General features: G+C 64.7%; 13 protein-coding genes. 7 read left to right on the top strand and 6 right to left on the bottom strand.

Annotated features, from left to right (window positions below):
• Positions 1-120 precede the first annotated feature (120 nt).
• The gene (locus tag NTZ43_12880; protein MCX5768106.1) at positions 121-3,453 is read right to left on the bottom strand and encodes an error-prone DNA polymerase; all 3,333 of its coding nucleotides are present in this window, start codon (positions 3,451-3,453) and stop codon (positions 121-123) included.
• Positions 3,454-3,706: 253 nt separating this feature from the next.
• Between NTZ43_12880 and NTZ43_12885 the strand changes: the two genes are divergently transcribed.
• The 4 genes from NTZ43_12885 (at position 3,707) to NTZ43_12900 (ending at position 7,209) form a co-directional block, all read left to right on the top strand.
• Positions 3,707-4,069, top strand: a complete 363-nt coding sequence (locus tag NTZ43_12885; protein ID MCX5768107.1) for a hypothetical protein — start codon at positions 3,707-3,709, stop codon at positions 4,067-4,069.
• A 70-nt stretch (positions 4,070-4,139) separates the two neighbouring features.
• Positions 4,140-5,306 (top strand): VCBS repeat-containing protein, encoded by a 1,167-nt coding sequence (locus tag NTZ43_12890; protein ID MCX5768108.1) that lies wholly within the window; start codon positions 4,140-4,142, stop codon positions 5,304-5,306.
• Between the two features lie 100 nt (positions 5,307-5,406).
• Complete coding sequence (locus NTZ43_12895; GenBank protein ID MCX5768109.1) at positions 5,407-6,459, top strand: hypothetical protein; 1,053 nt, start codon at positions 5,407-5,409, stop codon at positions 6,457-6,459.
• A gap of 186 nt (positions 6,460-6,645) precedes the next feature.
• Positions 6,646-7,209, top strand: a complete 564-nt coding sequence (locus tag NTZ43_12900) for a Uma2 family endonuclease (GenBank protein MCX5768110.1) — start codon at positions 6,646-6,648, stop codon at positions 7,207-7,209.
• Positions 7,210-7,273: 64 nt separating this feature from the next.
• Here the strand turns inward: NTZ43_12900 and NTZ43_12905 are convergent, their stop codons facing one another.
• Both NTZ43_12905 and NTZ43_12910 read right to left on the bottom strand, forming a co-directional pair.
• Positions 7,274-8,833, bottom strand: a complete 1,560-nt coding sequence (locus NTZ43_12905; GenBank protein MCX5768111.1) for a hypothetical protein — start codon at positions 8,831-8,833, stop codon at positions 7,274-7,276.
• Positions 8,742-9,992, bottom strand: coding sequence for a hypothetical protein (locus tag NTZ43_12910; GenBank protein ID MCX5768112.1), 1,251 nt, complete (start codon positions 9,990-9,992; stop codon positions 8,742-8,744). Before NTZ43_12910 ends, NTZ43_12905 begins: the two co-directional genes overlap by 92 nt.
• Positions 9,993-10,098: 106 nt before the next feature.
• Here NTZ43_12910 and NTZ43_12915 point away from each other — a divergent pair, with 106 nt between their 5' ends.
• The 3 genes from NTZ43_12915 to NTZ43_12925 are packed head-to-tail and all read left to right on the top strand — an operon-like array spanning position 10,099 to position 13,239.
• Positions 10,099-11,820, top strand: a complete 1,722-nt coding sequence (locus NTZ43_12915; GenBank protein ID MCX5768113.1) for a hypothetical protein — start codon at positions 10,099-10,101, stop codon at positions 11,818-11,820.
• 4 nt (positions 11,821-11,824) lie between these two features.
• Positions 11,825-12,952 carry an XdhC family protein gene (locus NTZ43_12920; protein MCX5768114.1) on the top strand — a complete coding sequence of 376 codons (1,128 nt, stop codon included), beginning with the start codon at positions 11,825-11,827 and terminating at the stop codon, positions 12,950-12,952.
• A gap of 2 nt (positions 12,953-12,954) precedes the next feature.
• Complete coding sequence (locus tag NTZ43_12925; GenBank protein ID MCX5768115.1) at positions 12,955-13,239, top strand: 4a-hydroxytetrahydrobiopterin dehydratase; 285 nt, start codon at positions 12,955-12,957, stop codon at positions 13,237-13,239.
• A 21-nt stretch (positions 13,240-13,260) separates the two neighbouring features.
• Here the strand turns inward: NTZ43_12925 and NTZ43_12930 are convergent, their stop codons facing one another.
• From NTZ43_12930 to NTZ43_12940, 3 genes are read right to left on the bottom strand one after another with little or no spacing between them, the layout of a single operon-like run.
• A complete protein-coding gene (locus NTZ43_12930; protein MCX5768116.1) occupies positions 13,261-16,344 on the bottom strand; it encodes a PAS domain S-box protein in 3,084 nt (1,027 codons plus the stop codon).
• On the bottom strand, positions 16,341-16,790 hold the full coding sequence (locus tag NTZ43_12935; protein MCX5768117.1) for a response regulator: 450 nt from the start codon (positions 16,788-16,790) through the stop codon (positions 16,341-16,343). The genes NTZ43_12930 and NTZ43_12935 overlap by 4 nt, the downstream gene beginning before the upstream one ends.
• 34 nt (positions 16,791-16,824) lie before the next feature.
• The gene (locus NTZ43_12940; GenBank protein ID MCX5768118.1) at positions 16,825-19,296 is read right to left on the bottom strand and encodes an ATP-binding protein; all 2,472 of its coding nucleotides are present in this window, start codon (positions 19,294-19,296) and stop codon (positions 16,825-16,827) included.
• Between the last annotated feature and the right edge of the window lie 284 nt (positions 19,297-19,580).

The following is a 19,580-nucleotide window of genomic DNA, read 5'->3' on the forward strand; positions in this document are numbered from 1 at the left end:
GCCCTCCAGGGCCGGTGGCGTGATGGCGCACGGTGCACAGCCGCGTTCGCGTGCTACCGTGAGTATCGCCGGTGGGAGGCCGCTCCCGCAACCGATCGTGCCCATTCTCGGCCAGCACGCCTAATGAAAGTCGTGGCTCCGCGCATGCGCGGCACCCGCTCCCGCGCCGAGGGCAATGAATTCCTCGCCGCGCAGATTCACCACATTTTGCTCAATCTGCAACGTGCCGCGCACGAGGAGCAGCGGCGATCGCGTGATCAGTAGGGCCTGCCGCTCGAACCGTTGCGGTGTGACAACCACATTCAGCATCCCGGTTTCGTCCTCGAGCGTGAGAAACATAAATCCCTTGGCCGTGCCTGGGCGTTGACGGCAAATGACGAGCCCCGCCACTCCCGCCTTGGCGCCGTCGCGCTGTCGCGTTGCGTCGCGCACGGTCAGCACGCCATTTGGCACAAGCAGCGGCCGAAGATGCCGCATCGGGTGCCCATTCAATGACAGGCCGGTGAGCCGGTAGTCGCCCTCGGTGAGTTCCGGTGGCGAAAGGGGCGGCAGTCCAGCGGGCACCGGCGCCTCGGGAAAAAGCGCGAGCGGACCACCGGTGCCGCGCACCGCCTCGAGCACACGCCAGAGCGCAATGCGTCGTCGCCGCTCGTACGGCTCGTTCTGCACAAACGCATCGAGCGCGCCGCTTTCGGCAATAAACCGCAGTGCGCGTTGATCGAGTTGCGTGCGCTCCACAAAATCGTGAACCCCCGTAAACGCGCCGCCCGCAAGCGCACGCTCGAGTTTGCCTCGCGCCTGCGATCCGAGTCCGCGAATACTGCGAAAGCCGAGTCGCACGGCGGGGGCTTTCCGTTTGTTCGGACTCTTGGGCGGCGCTCCAATCCTGTCTGTTCTGGGCGACGGCTCGCGCTCCGCGCCGTGCTCCGCGCCGTGCACCGCAATCACCCCATCGTGCGGCACCACCACTGTGCCGTCTGCACACTCCAGTGTGTGGTCCCACGCCGATCGTGTGGCGTCCACGCCGAGCACGCGCACGCCGTGCCGCTTGGCATCTTCCACGAGCGTTCCCGCTGAATAGAAGCCCATCGGCTGCGCATTGAGCATCGCGCAGAGATACTCCGCCGCGTAATAGTGCCGCAGATACGCACTGCCGTACACGATCAACGCAAAACTCGCCGCGTGACTCTCCGGAAACCCGTAATCGGCAAAAGCATTGATCTGGTGGTAAATGCGCAGCGCTACATCCTCGGCGATGCCATTCGCGCGCATGCCGACAATCATCTTCTGGCAAATGTCCGCCATCCGCTCGCGGCTTCGCTTGTGCCCCATCGCCTTGCGCAGCAGATCGGCCTCGCCCGGTGTGAATCCCGCGGCCGCAATCGCCACCTGCATCCCTTGCTCCTGAAAGAGCGGCACGCCCATCGTCCGCTTGAGAATGGGTTCGAGTGACGGGTGGGGGTACGTAACCTCCTCTTCGCCCGCGCGCCGCCGCAAATACGGATGCACCATGTCGCCCTGAATGGGGCCGGGCCGTATCAATGCCACCTCCACCACGAGATCGTAAAAGCAGCGCGGCTTGAGCCGCGGCAACGTGTTCATCTGCGCGCGGCTCTCCACCTGAAACACTCCCACGGTGTCGGCGCGGCAGAGGTCGTCATACACCGCTTGATCGCGATGATCGAGTTGTCCGAGGTCGAGCGTCACGCCGCGGGTGGCGCGAATGTATTTGAGGCAGTCCTGCAGCACGGTCAATATGCCGAGTCCGAGCAGATCGATCTTGATGAGCCCCACAGGGTCGAGGTCATCCTTCTCCCACTGAATGACGGTTCGCTCATCCATCGACGCGGGCTCAATGGGCACCACCGTGTGCAGCGGTTCGTGCGTGAGCACAAAGCCGCCCACGTGAATCCCGCGATGCCGCGGCGCTTGATGCAACCCGGCCACAATGTCGGCGAGCGTTCGCACGCGCAGGTCGTGCGGGTCGAGACCGGCGCGGTGGAGCAAGGCGCGCGCCTCACCGCTGGTATCGGTTGTGCTCCCCACGCGGAGCGCTGCCGCGGTGCTCTGTGCCGAGTGCCGATCACTGCACGTGGCCAGCGCCTCCGCCTGCTGCACCGAAAACCCAAGCACCCGCGCGGCGTCGCGCACTGCGCTGCGCCCGCGCCAGGTGATGTGCTCGCACACCATCGCCGCGTGCTCGCGGCCATAGCGATCGTACACGTACTGCAACACGCGCTCGCGGTCACGATGCGCAAAATCAATGTCAATGTCCGGCGCTTCCTTGCGCTCTTCACTCAAAAACCGCTCAAAGAGCAACTCAAGCTTGATCGGATCCACTGCCGTGATGCCGAGCGCGTAGCACACCGCGCTATTGGCTGCCGAGCCGCGCCCCTGACAGAGAATTCCCTCGCGGCGCGCAAAGCGCACAATGTCCCACACAATCAAGAAATAGCCGGCGAGCCCCAGCTTGCTGATAAGGGTGAGCTCGTGCTCAATCTGCCGGTCGTGTCGCGCGGTGCGGCGCCACTCCCACCGCTCGACGGCACCTTGTTGCACGAGCTGTGCGAGATACGCGTCTTCGCTCACGCCGGGCGGGAGCGGAAAGGACGGCAGTGTTGGTTTGAGGTCAGCTAAGCGAAACGCGCACCGCTCGGCAATCGTGAGCGTGGCGGCGAGTCCCGTCTCGTAGCCCTGCCAACGGCGCGCCATCTGCGCAGCCCCTTTGAGATACCACTCGCCGTTGGGGCGCAGCCGCGCGCCCATGTCGTCGAGCGTTGCGCCATGCCGCAGCGCCACCAGCACGTCGTGCGCGAGCCGCCCTGTGGGCTCGGCGTAGTGCACATCATTGGTGACCACCCACGGCACATCCAGCGCGCGCGCGAGCGCTATGAGGTCGCGCGTGACGGCGCGCTCCTCGGGCAACGCGTGGTCCCAGCACTCAATGGCCACGCGGCCTTCGAACATGTCGACGAGTGTGGCCGCCGCGGCGCAGGCGTCGTCGTGCGCACCGCGGGCCACGAGTCGCGGCACCCAGCCACGCGGGCAGCCGGTGAGCGCAAACAATCCGCCGGCGTGGCGCGCGAGCGTGTCGAGATTCACGCGCGGCCGGCCGCGCGGATGATCGAGCCGCGCCCGCGTGATGAGCGTGCACAAGTTGCCGTACCCCACGCGGTCCTCGGCGAGCAGCACGAGATGCGTTAGCAGCGGCTTAGGCTCGGCGGTGCCGAGGCGGTCCATCACCTCTACACTCAGCTCCACGCCGATCAGCCCCGCAAACTCCGCTTGCCGCGCCGCCGTGGCGAACCGCACCACGCCGCCGACGTCGTCGTGATCGGTGAGCGCGAGCGCGCCAAGCCCAAGCGCCACCGCGCGCGCCACGAGCTGCTCCGGGTGCGCGGCCCCGTCGAGCATCGAAAACGTGGAATGACAGTGCAGTTCGGCGTACGACATTCAGAGTGACTCGCAGGCGTGATCGCGCAGCCCCCGCGAGGGCGGCGTGTGTGAATTCGGGCGCCCGGACACCCCTTATGAGATACCGAATAAACACCGAAAGTACAAGGTGCGGCGGGCAGCTTTTTGTACGAAATTCGGGTCGTTTTCCCCGCATAAACCCGTACACAGCGGCTGGTCACCGGCCGATACTCTCAGAGGACAAGCCGCACGAGCGGTCCGCTCCCTAACCGCGCTTCGCACCCCCTGTTTCATGCCTGGAAAACTCGATCCCACGCTGTTCCCGTTGCGCGAGGGCACCACGGTGCCACGCGACTTGGTGGTGCCGCATACGGCCACGCTCTGGCGTCGGTACGGTGTCACCCTCGACACGTTGGTGATTCGTGGCGGCATCTCGGTCTATGAACTGCTGATGCTCCAACCCGCGCCGGAGGGCACCGACGCGGCGACGCACGTGCGCAACATCTGCGAGTGCACGGTGCGGCAGGCAATGAGCGTGCTCTCACCGATCGTCACCGAGTGGCAGGCCAAGCGCGACGCCGATGCCGAAGCCGCGATGCTCGCCATGATGGAAGAAGGCGTCACCGAAGAGAACGCCGAGCAACCGACCGTCTGACCCTCGCGGCAGTGCCACGGGTCCCGTCTTTCGTTCGTGAGAATGGCGGTGCGGCGCTACCTTTTCCCGTATGACATCCTACCGGAAACTCTCGCGCGCACGGTACGCCCCGTTGCTCGGCCTGTTCCTGTTCCCCGTGTCGTTGGCGCCGCGAGCTGAACTGCGCACCTTCGACCGCGTGCAACTGCTCGAGACCACCAGCGAAACCTCCGCCAGCGTCAGCCTCGGCGATCTCGACGGTAATGGCACGCTCGACATCGTCCTCGCCAAAGGACGGCACTGGCCGCTGCACAATCTCCTCCTGCGCAACGACGGCAAGGGGCACTTCACCACCGAAAACCTCGGCGATACTCCCGACCGCACCTACACCGCAGCACTCGCCGATCTCGATGGCAACGGCACGCTCGACCTTGTGGTGAGCAACGACCGCCCAGACCGAAAGTTGGTGTATCTCAATGACGGCAAGGGACACTTCCGCGTCTCGAGTACCTTCGGCGAGCCTGACTGGTCCACGCGCTACGTCACCGTCGCAGATCTCAACGGCGACGGCCGCCCCGACATCATCGTCGCTAATCGCAGTTCAAACCCCGCCAATCCGCGTCCGAGTTTTGTGTGCCTCAACGATGGCAAGGGCGCGTTTCCGGTGTGCAAACCGCTCCCCACGCAATCGGCCACCATCATCATTGCGGCGGATCTCGATGGTGACGGCCGCATCGATTTGTTTGTGCCGCATCGCGATGGTGGGCAGAGTCTGATTTTTTGGAATGATGGCACGGGCACCTTTGCCGCCGCACCGGTGCCTGTTGGCCCCGCGCACAGTTCGATTCGCGCCGCCGCCGCCGCCGACATCAATCACGACGGCACGATTGACCTTGTGGTTGGCGACGAAAAAACCGGGATGTTCATTTACACCAACGCGGGGAAGCGCACCTTTTCCGAGCCGGTGCAACTCGGCACGCCAGGGAACGCGCCCTACTCGATTGGCATTGCCGACATGAATCGCGACGGCACGCTCGATATTGTCGTCGGCAATTTTGAAGCGCGCGGTTCCGTGTTCTTCAACATGGGCGGCGGCAAACTGCCCCGGTTCGAAGAAGTCGCGTGGAACGACGGCAAGGGCGCTGTCTACGGCCTCGCCATCGGCGATCTCGACGGCGACGGGTGGCCGGATATCGTGGCCGCGCGCTCCGACGCACCCAACGCCATCTGGTTCAACGGGCCGGTGCTTCGGAAGTAGCCGCCGCACGCTCGACTGTCATCATTCCGACAGGAAGCTGGATGTAGTGTTCAGACTGCCGCATTCCGCTTGGATCAACGCCTTTTCCGCCGAGGACTGCATGGCTCGCCGCGCACTCACCGTACCGCTCTTTATTCTTGCTGCCGTTGCGATGGCGCCGCGCGCCGCGCACGCCCAGAAGTTCACCGTCGAAAAATGGAATATCGGCGGTGAAGGGGGCACCGATTACATCACCGCCGAAATCGGCACCGGCCGCGTGTTTGTGTCGCGCGGCACGCACATCATGGTCGTCGACGGCCCCACGGGCAAAGTGCTCGGCGACATTCCCGACACGCCACGCACCCACGGCGTAGGACTCGCGCCCAAGGCGGGCCACGGCTTCACCACGAATGCTGGTGATTCTACCGTGACGATGTTCGACCTCAAGACGCTCGCCTTCATCAAGAAGATCAAGATTGAAGTCGGCGGACTCGACGGCATTATGTACGACGAGCCGGATGATGTTATTCTCCTCACCAACCACAGCAAGGTTGGCACGCTCACCGCGATCAACCCAAAGACCGGTGACATTGTGGCGACCGTGGAGCTCGAGGACAACGGCCCCGAAGGCGCCGTGCCCGACGGCAAGGGCCGCATCTTCGTCAACAACGAAAACAAAAACACCATTCAGGTGGTGGACGTCAAAACGTGGAAGGCTGTCGCCTCGTGGCCCACCGCGCCGTGCGGCCATCCCACCGGCATCGCGTTCGATGCCAAGAGCAATCGCATCTTCTCCGGTTGCGGCACCAACTCTGTGGTGGTGGACGCTGCCACGGGCAAAGTGGTCGCCACCATCGCCAACGGCGACGGCGTGGACGCGCTCGGTTATGACGCGAGCGAAAAGCTCATCTACATTCCCGCCGGCCGCGCGGGGAACGTGACCGTCGCGCACATGGACGGCCCCGATCAGTACACCGTCGTCGCCACCGTGCCGACCTTTGCCGGCGCCAAGACCATCGCGGTCGATCCGGTCAAGCACATGGCCTTCTTGTTCCAGCCCGAGTACGGCCCCGCACCCGCTCCGGCTCCAGGTGCTCCGGCGCCCGCGCCGGGTGGACGTGGCGGACCGCCGCGGCCGATCATCAATGCGTGGTTCATTGTGATCAAGCACTAACGAGCGCGGTGCGCGAACGACGGGGGCGACGAAGCATGGCTTCGTCGCCCCCTGTTTTTATGGTGCCGGGGACGGCGGTAATACGGTGACGGATGCATGGACGCGATAACGGTCACGCGCGCTTCGCTTCGCATGTTGCGGCGTGGCCACTTGCAATTTTCCTGCCGAGCCGAGCACCATATGGGCATGCCGAGAATCGGAGCAGATCCCTGGACCGTCGCGATGGTGCGTGCGTTCCCGAGCGACGGGAATCGCTACGAAGTTATTGATGGCGAGCTGGTCGTGACGCCGTCGCCGACGTGGGATCATCAAGGCGTGGTCGCCGAGTTGCTCTTGCGACTGCGCCCGTGGACGGAACGGTGCGGTGTGGGCGTGACGCATCTCTCGCCCGCCGATCTCGAGCTTGAGCCAGACGGTCTCGTGCAGCCCGACCTGTTCGTTGTTCCGTCAAACGATGACGGCACCAAGCCGCGCGAATGGCATGAGGTGACGCGGCTCGCCCTCGCCGTCGAAGTGCTGTCGCCGTCGAGTGCGCGCGACGACCGCACGCGCAAGCGGATGCTGTTCGCTCGCGTCGGCGTACCGGAGTATTGGATTGTAAATCCCGCCGACCGTGTGATCGAACGCTGGCGCCCAACTGACGCACTCCCCGAACTGTGTAATCGCACGCTGGTGTGGCTGCCGATCGGCGCTACAGAACCGTTGGAGCTCGACGTGCCTGCCTTGTTCCGTTCGGCGCTCGACGACTGACGGTGCACCATCGCAATTTCACGGTAGCGAACCGTTCCGCAGGCGTGATTGCCACCGCCCGCCGTCAGTCAAACCATCCCTGCAGCGCCCACCCCTTGCCGTCGCGATACAACAAAAACTCGCGCGCCAACTCGTCGCTCGCGCATCGCCAGTAGTCGCGCGCAAACGGATCTTTCCACCAGTCACCACTCAACCGTTCCGGCCCGCGTGCGTGCGCGATGATCACGCGTTGCCCACGCCACCAGAGCGTGCGCGGCATCCCTTGCGGCGCTTCCACCTGCACGCGCTCCGGTTGTTCGAGCAGCCGCGCGAGCGCGAGCGCCGCCGTGGTGGTCGTCACACTGTTGACGGGTGACGACAGGGCGCCCGTGTGCAACTCCACCCATCCGCCGGCGCGCTCGGGGCGATGTTCGTCTTGTGCCACGGGCCGCACCACGGTGTCGGCGCCGAGTGTGGAGCGCAGTCGTTCGAACGCGGCATCGGCTGCGTCGGGGTCGCGCCACGACGCGGCCAGCAAGTCGCCTTGTTCGGCGGCGAGTGGTGCGGTGGCGCTCACGGCCACGCTCACGGCGCACACCGGTGCGGTGAGTGTCCATGTGTCGAGCAAGGCGCGACACCGTTCGAACAGCGGCGCTACACGCGCGAGCGCTCGCGCCGGCCGCACTTCACGCGTGACCGTGTGCTCGGGCGCTCCGGGCATCGCGCCGCGCCCGTCGTCGAGGGTGAGGGTGATGGCAATGGACGCGGCCGCGCGCCCGTCTTGCACGAGCGACGCCACCAGTTGACCGAGCGCCGCGCGCACCAGAAACAACACGGGCTCCATTGTTTCGGCGCTCATCGCGAGCGGCGTGCTCACGCGGCGCGTGGTGTCGGTGCGCGCCAGCACGGGGCGTCGCACATCGTCGCCATGTGCCAAGCGCCACGCGGCAAGGCCAGCGTCACCCCAGCGGCGTTCAACGTCGCCCGGCACCAGCGCGGCGAACGCGCCGCCCGTGCGCAAGCCGAGTGAGATGAGTGCGGCGCGCAGTTCGTCGGCCATCGGCAGGAGCGCGAGCGGCGCATGCGCGAGATACGCCGCGCAACCACCGGGTGGCACAATGCGCGGCTCGCTGTGTGCGCGCGCGCCAACCGACCATGTGGCCGCGCGCGCCGCCACACACGAGTCCGCCACACCGACGCGCGCTGCCGGATGCCACACCTGCGCAATCCGCAGCAACGTGTGCGCGAGCAGACGCTCGCCACCGAGCGCGTCGAACCCGGCGGCGCCAATCCACCAGGTGCCTGGCGCGTCATGCGCCGGTGTGACCTGCGGACTCGCCGTGAGAAAGGCCGCACTCGCGCGCGCGAGCTCGCGCACAATCACGGCGTCGTCCCACGGAAGCACAGTGAGTTCGGCGCAGCGCGCGCGGGCTTCGGGCACGGTCATCCCCACGCGCACGTGCATACGTGCGGCGGCACTTGTGACGGCGCGCAGCAGCTGCCGTTTGCCTTCGGCGAGTGCAATGGGAAGCGTGTCCCAGTGCGGTGCGGGGTTATCGCTGGTCGCTGGTGCTGCTGGTGCTGCTGGTGCTGCCGTTGATGGCGCCGGTTTGGACGCCGGTGTCACCGCCGTCGGTATGGGCAACGGCGTGAGCGCCGGCGCGCTGAGCGGCGCGGGGTGACTCCCGCCGCTGCTGTCGTGCCACACCGCGCCGATCGGGAATCTCGGAATACGTACGCACGCGACGCGCCACTGCGATGTCACGGTCCACCTCTCCAATGCTGACGGTCTGGTACGGCCCACCTTTTTCGATCGTGACGAGAATGCGCGTGCGTGGTTCGCTCGTTCGGTGCACATCACCGCTTGGATGGCGCACATCACCGCTTGGATGGCGCACATCACCGCTTGGTCGGCGGACGGACTCGCTTTCGCAAAGCTCTCGGACCGCTGCGCGGTCCTGCGGCCGCTTTGCTGCAGCGAGCCCGTCCGCCTCCCGCGCTGCATCAGCGCGCGCCGAGAGCGGGGAACTGCCCGCGTCACCATCCGCTGCGGTGCGCGCGATGCGTAACACCGCCGCACCTTCCCTCGCACCAGTGCGTGGGGAGGGCGGCGCCAAGCGTTCCCGCCGCGATGCGGCCGCAGGACCGCGTAGCGGTCCGAGAGCATCGCGAAGGGAATGTTTGGCGTCGCCCGACCGCGGTCCGAGAGCATCGCGAAGGGAATGTTTGGCGTCGCCCGACCGCGGTCCGAGAGCATCGCGAAGGGAATGTTTGGCGTCGCCCACCCGCGCCACCCGCATGCGCAACGCCCCGCCAAGCGCCGATCCCTTGGCGTCGTCGCCCAGCACCAGCAACGCCGCATCACTCTCCCGCGCGAGCAACGTCAGTCGCACCGCCACCTCACGCGAAAGCATCGGCGCCCCATCGAGCACCACCAGCGCAAAGGCGCCGCTCCGCAGCAACACGTCCGCGCACCACGCGCCACGCTCCGCGTTCCGCGGGCGCACCATCCACAGTCCCTCGTGCGCGCCGAGCGATGCCCACTCGCGTGGCGCGAGGGTGCGCGTTGCGTCCACGTACGCCACCCACGCCCCGTCGCATACCGCGCGCTCCACCATGCGCCGCACCAACGATGTTTTGCCACACCCCGGTGCGCCGAGCAACTCGGTGAGCCGGCCGCGCGGCAGTCCACCGCCCGGCAACACACCGTCGAGCGCGGCAATTCCCGTGGCGAGCCCCGGGGTGCCGGGCTTGGTCCCCTCTATGACCTGCGCGAGCTGTTGGCGAAGTGCGGCAAGTGACATCGGCAAAACCGAGAAAAGTCTCGAGCATCCGGCTAGGGAGATGGATATACCGAACAAAACCCGAAGATGCAAGGGAGGGGTGGGGGGCTGGTAGATTTGCAACTATATGATCGCGCCCCTTTTCCGCCGGCTCCGACTCATCACCATCACCATCGCGGCCTGCCTCGGCCTCGCGGCGGGATGGGCGGTGCTCGAACTCACCGAACCGCCTGGCCCAGGACTCGATCCCGACGCCATGCAGTACCTGAGTGCCGGCGCATCACTCGCGCACACCGGCGAGCTGCGCGTGCCGCTCGCACCGTGGGATAGCCCCGACACCACCGCCGCACTCGCACACTTTCCGCCCGGCTTTCCCGCCACCATCTCGCTCGGTGTGGCCGCCGGACTCACACCGCAAAATTCCGCGCGCCTCGTAGAAGCCATTGGCGCGGCCATCACCACCATCGCACTCCTCCTCGCCGCCGCAGAAGGGGGGAGTCTCCTCGGTGGATTGCTGGGCGTGCTCTTCCTTGCCGTGTCACCGGCGATGGTGATTGTGCACGGCTCCGTGTTGAGCGAACCACTTTTTCTTGCGCTCTTCACCTGTTTTGTGTGGCAGCTCGCGCGCCCACGCGGCGCACCCGGACGCACCGCCGCGCTCGGCTTGCTTGGCGCGGCGGCCGCGCTCGTGCGTTATGCCGGTGCATCGCTCATTGGTGCCGCGCTGCTCGACGCGTGGATTGGCGATATGTGGATGGGCGGCGCCGACACGCGCGAACGGCCGTCGCTCATTGAACGCACGCGCCGCTCGCTGCTGGCCATGGTGCTCCCCGTGGCCGCGCTCGGCGCGTGGGCACTCTCGCGGCCCAAGACGAGTGGCGCGCAAATCCGCCACGTCGCGTTCTACATCGACGGACTCGGCGCCACACTCACCGAAGGGGCGCAGACCGTCGGCCACTGGTTCGCCCCCGGCGAGGATCTCGCGGCGGCCGGCTGGGTACTCGCCGTGGCGGTGATGATGGCGCTTATGGCATTAGTGCTGCGCGATCTGCGGACGGTGTTCGCCGGAGTATGGAGCACGAGCACGAGCACGAGTGCGAGCACGAGTGCGACCGCGAGCGCCGGAGGCCCGGCCGCCACGACCGCGAGCGCATCCGCTCCCGCATCAACTGTGAGCGCGCAACGATTGCTCCGCGCGCTCGCCATCACCAAAGTCACTTACCTCGGCCTCATTGGCGCGTCGCGCCTCTTTGCCGACGGCGACATTCCGCTCGACGAACGCATTCTCGCGCCCATCTTCGTGATTGGCTCGCTTGGCGTGGGCGTGATGCTCGTGCGCTGGTGGTTTGCCGCGTCGCGCGGACTCCTGCTCCTCACACTCGGCATCACCGCGAGCTGGGTGGTGGCCAGTGTGAAAGAGACCGCCAACTGGGTGAACATCTATCGCGAAGATGGCGGCGACTTTGCCTCGCGCGAATGGGTGCTCTCACCGATTGTGGAATACGCGGGCGCGCTCCCCGGCGGCAGCATTATCTATTCGAACTGGCCGTCGGCTATCTGGTTTCACAAACAGCGCGCGGTGCACAAGCTCCCCGAAGTGCTCACGCCAAAGATTGCCGCAGACTTCCGCGCCAAACTCGCGCGCGAGCACGGCTCATTGCTCGCGTTCCATGTGCGCACCACCGACGCCGCCTCGCCCGATTCGCTCGCGATGATGGCCGGACTCGTTCCGGTGCAGTGGTGGAGCGACGGCGTGCTCTGGCGCGCGCCGGAAGATGCTATGCCGCGTTCTGCCGTGCCGCGTCCTGCCGCGCCGTCTGGCGCCGCGCCCACTAAACGCCCAAAATAGAAACATGAGTCTCCCGAACATTCTCTCTGAATGTGCCCGCCTTGCGGCGGGGGCCGGTGCCGGTGCACTGGCGAGCGTGGCGCGTCGTCACGGGTCGCTACCCATGAGCGCCACGGCCAAGATGCTCGTCACCGCTGGTGGCGCGCGCGTAGGAACAGTCGGTGGCGGCTGTCTCGAAGCTGAGATTATTGAGCGCGCGCTCGACGTGATCGAACGCCGCGTACCGGCCGTGAGCGAACATTCGCTCAACGCCGAACTCGCCGGCGACTACGGCCTCACCTGCGGCGGAACTGCGGTGATGCTCATCGAGCCGGTGTTTCCCGACGACACACTGGCCGCCGTGTATGCGGCCGCCGCCACTGACGTGGCACGCGGTGATCGTGGTGTAATGGCCACCGCCCTCGACTGGAGCGATGGGCCCGCCAAGCTGTATGGATCGCATCGCACCAGCCAAAAAATCGGCGACACGGAAATCGTGTTTGACCTCGACCCCGCCGCGCCCTACACGCGCGTGTTTGGCCAGGGTCCTGCCGCGCTACACGCCGCCCTCACCGCATACGGTGACGATGACGAAACGCCGAGTTTTGTGAGTGATATGCTCGTCGAACCCATGCGAGGCAAGCCGCGCCTCGCGGTGTTCGGCGGCGGGCACGTGGGCGCGCGCATTGCCGAAGTGGCCGCGCTCGCCGGTTGGAGCGTGACCGTGGTAGATGACCGTGCCGACTTTGCTGATGCACGTCGGCTGCCTTTTGCCGAACGCACCATCGTGTGCGATTTTCACGACGTCGAGCGCGCTGTACAACTCGACGCGCACAGCTATGCGGTGATCGCCACGCGCGGCCATCAGCACGACGTCGTGCTCGCCTCGCAACTCGCTCCGCTCGGCTTGCACTACCTCGGCATGCTCGGGAGCCGTCGCAAGGTGGCGCTCACCGCCAAGATGTTGCGTCAGTGGGACGTGACGCAGGAGGCCATCGACGCTATGCATGCCCCAGTCGGGCTCGCGATTGGCGCGGACACGCCCGAGGAGATTGCGGTGAGCGTGGTCGCCGAGATGATTGCCGTGCGACGGTCTGGAACGCGTCGCCGTGGCGCGGTGGACACCGCCGCTCGTTCGGAGTCGGCCACGTGAATCTGTCCAAACTCGATGACATCACGGTGCAGCGAGAGCTCGGGACGCTCGCCGGCTGGGCGCGCAAAGGGAATGCGTTGGTCAAGACGTATGGCTTTCCAACATTTCCACTGGCCATTCTTTTTGTAAACCGCGTGGCGCAGATTGCCGAACAGAAAGATCATCACCCCGATCTCGACATTCGGTACACCAAGGTGAGCGTTACACTCTCCACGCATTCGGCCGGCGGCATCACCGCGCTGGATGTAGAACTCGCGCGCGAGATCGAAGCACTGTCGGCTGGCTGAGCCGTCGGCTGCGCCTCTCTGCTACGCCGTCACATGGTCGAGCACCTCCCGCACTTTCGTCACGAGCGCGTCGACGGTGAAGGGCTTGCCAATAAAGGCCGATGGGTTGCCGCCGATCTCCGTGATGCCCTCGATCCCCGCCGCATAGCCTGACATAAACAGGACCTTGAGTTGCGGTTGTCGGGCCAAAAGAGTCGTCGCGAGTGCGCGGCCATTCATCTGCGGCATCACGACGTCCGTGATGAGGAGAGCAATCGTATTGCCGGACGCCTGCGCGAGTTTCAGCGCCTCGGCCGGTCCGCTCGCTTGGAGAACCGTGTAGCCATGTTCTTTGAGCATCGTCGCGGTAAGGTGCAGAACCATCGCTTCGTCCTCCACGAGCAGAATCGTCTCGTGACCGCCGGCTGCTTCCACCGCCGGTATGCCCGCTGCCGGCGTTCCGCGTGCGGCCGTGACAAGTCGTGGAAAGTAGAGTTCAAAGGTGGCACCGCGCCCCAGTTCGGTCTCCACGCTAATAAACCCGTGGTTCTGCTGCACCGCGCCATACACGGTGGAAAGACCGAGACCGGTCCCTTCACCCACGGCTTTGGTCGTGAAGAACGGCTCGAAGAGGTGCGACTTCACCTCAGGCGTCATACCACAGCCGCTGTCACGAACCGTGAGGCGTACGTACTCGCCCGGACCAGCCTCCGGGGTTTTAACGGCATACGACGCGTCGACCACAATATTGTCTGTGGCAATCGTCAGCGTTCCCGTCGTCTTGATCGCGTCGCGCGCATTCACGCACAGGTTCGCGAGGATTTGGTCAAGCTGCGACGGATCCATCATGATGTGCCACGACGCCGGTGCTGGATTCCAGTCGAGCCGAATGTTCTCGCCAATCAACCGACGCAGCATTTTCAGTGCTTCGCCGATGCTGGCGTTGACATCCAAAGGCTGAGGGGTGACGACCTCCTTGCGGGCAAAGGCGAGTAGTTGCCGTGTCAAGTTTGCTGATCGCTTCGCCGCCTGTTCGATTTCGAGGAGATGCACGCGGAGCGGCTGCCGCTCGTCCACTTGACGCAGCGCGAGTTCGGCGCGACCGAGGATCACACTGAGCATGTTATTGAAGTCGTGGGCAATCCCACCCGCCAACCGCCCCACCGACTCCATTTTGTGGCTCTGGCGGTACTGTGCTTCGAGAAGTTTTCGTTGGCTGATATCCTGCTTGACCGCCACAAAATGGGTCGTGACGCCGCTCTGGTTTTTGAGCGGAGTGATTGTCATCTCTTCCGTGTAGAGCGTGCCGTCCTTGCGACGGTTGACGATTTCGTCGGCCCAGACCGCGCCGCTGAGGATCGTCGCCCACATCCGCTTGTAGAAGGCCACATCGTGCGTGCCCGACTTGAGCAACTCGCCGGGGCGTTTGCCTATCGCCTCGCCCGCCATGTAGCCAGTCACGGTGGTAAAGGCGGCGTTCGTCCAGATCGTCACACCCGTTGCATCGGTAATGAGAATGGCATTCGCCGCTGCTTCGAGGGCGCCCCCTTCGAGGCGCAGCTGTTCTTCGTCCCGCCGCTGTTGGGTGTAATCCTTGTGCGTCCCAATCACGCGCACGGCTTTTCCATTGGCGTCCCGGCTGAGCACCGTGCCCCGATCGAGAATCCAAAGCCAGCTGCCGTCCTTACATCGCACGCGATGTTCGTTGCGGTAGTTCGGTTCCGAGCCATCGAGGAGCGCTGCCACATCGGCCCTCACGCGCGGCGCATCGTCAGGATGCAGTCGACCCTCCCACTCGCTGAGACTGTTGCCAATCTCATCCTCGGCGTAACCCAGCATCGCCTTCCAGCGTGCGCTAAAGAACACGGTCCCGGCAGGCACGTTCCAATCCCACAGGCCATCGCCGGCGCCTTCGATGGCAAACTTCCAACGGAACTCGCTCTCGCGCAGCGCCTCGTCCGCCTCGCGGTGTGCCGTGATGTCGTCAATCATGCACAAGTGCCGCGGGTGTTCAGGGTCACCACCGCTGAGTGGTGCGATCGTCATGCTGATCCAGACGCACGAGCCGTCGGGGCGAATGTAGCGTTTGCTCATGGAGAATCCGGACGTCATGCCGCCGCTCATCGCGGACATGTGGTTCTGATCCTCGGCGACGTCGTCCGGATGCGTGATGCGCATCCAGTCCATGCCGCGGAGCTCCGCGCTCGTGCGACCCGCGATCTGGGCGTAGCGAACGTTCACATCGATGAATCGTCCAGTTAACGAATCAATCACCGCCACGCCAAGGGGAGATTGCTCGAAAATGACACGGAACCGCGCTTCGCTGAGGCGCAGGTCATTTTCGCTGCGCTTCCGTTCGGAAATATCGCGGATCATGCCGGTAAAGAAGATCCCATCGGCGGTGCGCCATTGCGCAAGCGACAACTCTACCGCTATCTCATCTCCGGTTTTGGTGAGCGCGGTCACTTCGACGGATCGGCCGATGACATGCGTGGCGCCGCCCGAGGCGACGCGTTCCATTCCCGCGTTATGCGCGTCGCGGTGCTGCGCTGGCATGACCACCGTGAGCGGGCGGCCGATCATCTCCGCCGCCGTATAGCCAAACAGGCGCTCAGCCGCGGCGTTCCAGCTGATGACGTTGCCCGCCGCATCTGCGGTAATAATGCTGTCGTACGCCGACTCGGTGACCGCGCGCGCACGATCGTGACTCACCCGTAGCGCGGCATCCGCCACTCGGCGCGCCTGCCGATCAACCGCGTCGCGCAACTCGCGTTGCACCGCAGGCACCAGGCGCGTGAGATTGTCCTTCATCAGGTAGTCGTGCGCGCCCGCTTTCATAGCGGAAACCGCGACATCTTCGCCGATCGTCCCCGATATGAGAATGAACGGCACATCGTCGCCGCTCGCGTGCAGAACATCGAGCGCTTCCATGCCGGTAAACGTGGGCATCCGGAAGTCTGAGATTACGAGATCCCACGGCCCACGCGCGAGCGCGGCCCGCATCGCATCGGCGGTCTCCACGCGCTCCGTGGTGACGTCGTAGCCACCGGCGCGAAGCGCGCGCAAGATGAGACGCGCGTCATTCTCCGAGTCTTCAACGGCGAGGAGGCGTAACGGAATCGTCATACGTCGTGCGACGTTCTCGGCGGCGCTTGGTTCAGGAGCAACCAGTAGAGCCCCAGTTCTCGAGCGGCTTCCATAAACTGATCGAAGTCCACCGGCTTGCGAACGTAGCTATTGGCACCGAGCGCGTAGCCCTGCATCATATCCTGCTCCTCGCTCGAGGAGGTGAGGATGACGACGGGCTGCAGCGCCGTGCGGGGGTCGTGGCGAATCCGGCGAAGTACCTCGAGTCCGTCGAACTTTGGCAGTTTGAGGTCGAGAAAGATGACGGCCGGCTGGTCCGCCACATCGCGGCCGGCGTAGGCGCCCGTGCCGAAGACGTACTCCAATGCCTCAGCCCCGTCGTGTGCAACCACGATGTCATTGCTAAGGTTCTGATCCTTGAACGCGCGCAGCGTCAGCTTCACATCGTCGGGATTGTCCTCCACGAGCAAAATCTTACCGTGCATAGCTCCATCCGGTCGGGGGGGGGCGTTCAGGCGTTCAGGCACTCAGGGTGAAAGAGAAGGTCGCGCCGTCGTCCACGGTACCATGCGCCCACACGCGGCCGCCATGGCGATGAATGATGCGCCGCACCGTGGCCAGTCCGATTCCGGTGCCGGGAAAATCGGTGCCACTGTGCAGACGTTGAAATGCGTCAAAGAGCTTGCCGGCATGCGCCTCGTTGAAGCCCGCGCCATTGTCGCGCACGAAATAATTCGTCAAGTCGTCCTGCTGCACCGAGCCGAACTCAATACGTGCATGCGCACGCCGGCCGGTGAATTTCCAGGCGTTGCCAAGCAGGTTGTCGAGGACAGCGCGGAGCAACGTCGGATCACCGTCGGCGACGAGGCCATCGGTAATGACGAACTCCACCGCCCGCGACGGATCCGTTTGCGTCAGCGCCTCGGCAACGTCACGGGCCACCGCACTCAGGTCTACTCGCTCGCGCCGCAGTTCGGCACGACTAATCCGCGAGAGCTTGAGCATGTCATCAATGAGCTTCGCCATGTGTTGCGCGGCCGCGCGAATGCGATTGAGACTGTCGCGGCCCTCGTCATCGAGCTTCGCCTGGTAATCCTCCAGCACGATGCGGCTGAAGCCGTCGATACTCCGCAGAGGGGCGCGCAGGTCGTGCGAGACAGAGTAGCTGAACGCCTCCATCTCCTTGTTCGCGGCCTCGAGCGCGGCGGTTCGCGCGATCACCCGTTGTTCGAGGCTCTCTTTCTCCACCTGGAGCGCGTCCGCCGATGCCGCCTCTCCCTGAAGGTATCGGACATGTTGCTGTTGCCAGAGAATCGCGACGCCGGCACCGGCGCCGAGCAACAACGCCCCCATCAAGACCACCACTTGAATGAAGATGGAGGACAACGGTGCAAGCGCCTCGGCCTCGTCCATGCGAGCCACCAGCGCCCACGGTGAATCGGGCACGGAACGCACGGCCGCGAGGACCGCGACGCCACGGTAGTCAATGCCCGCCACAACCCCCTCGCGCCCGAGCGCAGCCTGCACCGCCGGCATGTTGATTTGGCTCAGCGGCGCGCGGAACTCGAGCGCGGTGTTCTTTTGAAATCGGAGTTCATTCAGAAACACCACTTCATTGCCTTCGCGACGGACGACGAGGGTCTCGGCCGTCCGGCTTGGGCTCGGCCATCGCTTGATGAACGGATAGAGATAGTACGTGGGATCGATGCGCAGGACGATGACGCCAAACGAACGATGGCGAACCCCCTCGTCGAGAATGGGAATCAGCAGCGCCAGCCGCACGGCATTGTCGTAGTCACTACGGTAAAAATCCTGGAGGGCCACCTGTCCAGACCCGTACGCTTCCATCGCGTGCTTCACGACGGTGGAAGCGGCATTCGGCAATTTGTCGGGCCACGACAATCGTGTGACGCCGGCGGAGTCGAGCAAACGGATGTGGTCATACCGATAGTGCGTGCCGTATTTCCCGAGCCACATCATTAGTTCGCGCCGCGCGCCGGCCTCATCTGGCCCGTGGAAGAGGCGCTGCACGAGGGCAGAGATCGCGGGGTTTTTATAAAGAATATTCGCGTCCCCGATCCGCTCTTTGCGCCATTGTTGCAGCTCACCGACTTTCAACTCCGCGACGGCGGATAACTGCTGTTCCACCTCGCGCTGGAAACGACTGACATAGCTCCGGTAGTACGCGATCCCCGTGGCAATGATTCCGACCACCAGAAGCACGAACACGAAAAGCAGCCGAGCTCGGCCACGGTCGAGTGGGTGTTCCTCGTGGTCTTCCGCCACGGTCGATTCTGGTGAGCCGAATTGCACCGCGACCCGCAGGAGTGCGAGGCCGAGCACCGCGAACAGCGCCGCCGTGTGCACCGCCATCTTTGTTAGGCCGCCCCAGCCTTCTGTCCGGAGCGCGGGCGCAAAATACGAGAACAGTTCGCTTAGCGCGATCATCGAGATCAACGAGCCGGCTATCAGGGCGGCAGCGCGTGTTTTGGCAGAGGGCAGCGAACGCTGGGCGATCGACACTCCGACGGCGAGGAGCGCAAAGCAGATCGCCGCATCCGGCGACATGCGCCCCGGATGCGAGGTGGCAACGGCGCCTAATGACTCGGCGAAGAGCAGTTGATCAATGCCGGCATTCCAATCGAACGCGTACTCGGCAAGCGAAAGCAGTCCGATCGCACCGCTGAGCCAAGTGAAAAGCCGAGCCGTGTGGATGCGAGCGGTGATGAGTCGCGAGCCACGCGTGGAGGGGGCCGGACGAAAGATCAGCAACCCAAGTCCGGCGAGCACGAATGCGAGCGCCGTGTTCGCCTTCATGGATACCCAGCCCGGGTACACACTTTTCAATGCGTTGTTTTTGAGCGCCCAGCCAACGAGCACCGTGCTACCGACGAGAATGGCTGACGCGCTGACTATGCGCGCGACCCAGTCGAGAGCCGGCCCCACCCACGGCTCCCCAACGCGGCGTACGGGTGACCGTTCACGTTCCACGGCCTTCTCCGGTTGATCGGCGCCACCGCCGATCGCTACACGACTCTCACATCTTCACGATTGCGACCGAGCCGTGTTCTACTTGTGAACCTATAGTGGCGTTTGCCGCGCGCTAGTACAGGGAAAATCACATCGCGTCGCTCCGATAACCATCGAAATAGTGCTGTCCTAAAAAGGGTCGTCTAGAGGGAATGAAGCGGTGTAAAGAAACGAACGGCCTCAGGGATATTCCATGAGGCCGCCGGTAGTTCGTAGTTCGTAGTTCGTACTTCGTACTTCGTAGT

This window comes from Gemmatimonadota bacterium (assembly GCA_026387915.1).
Classification (GTDB): Bacteria; Gemmatimonadota; Gemmatimonadetes; order Gemmatimonadales; family Gemmatimonadaceae; genus Fen-1231.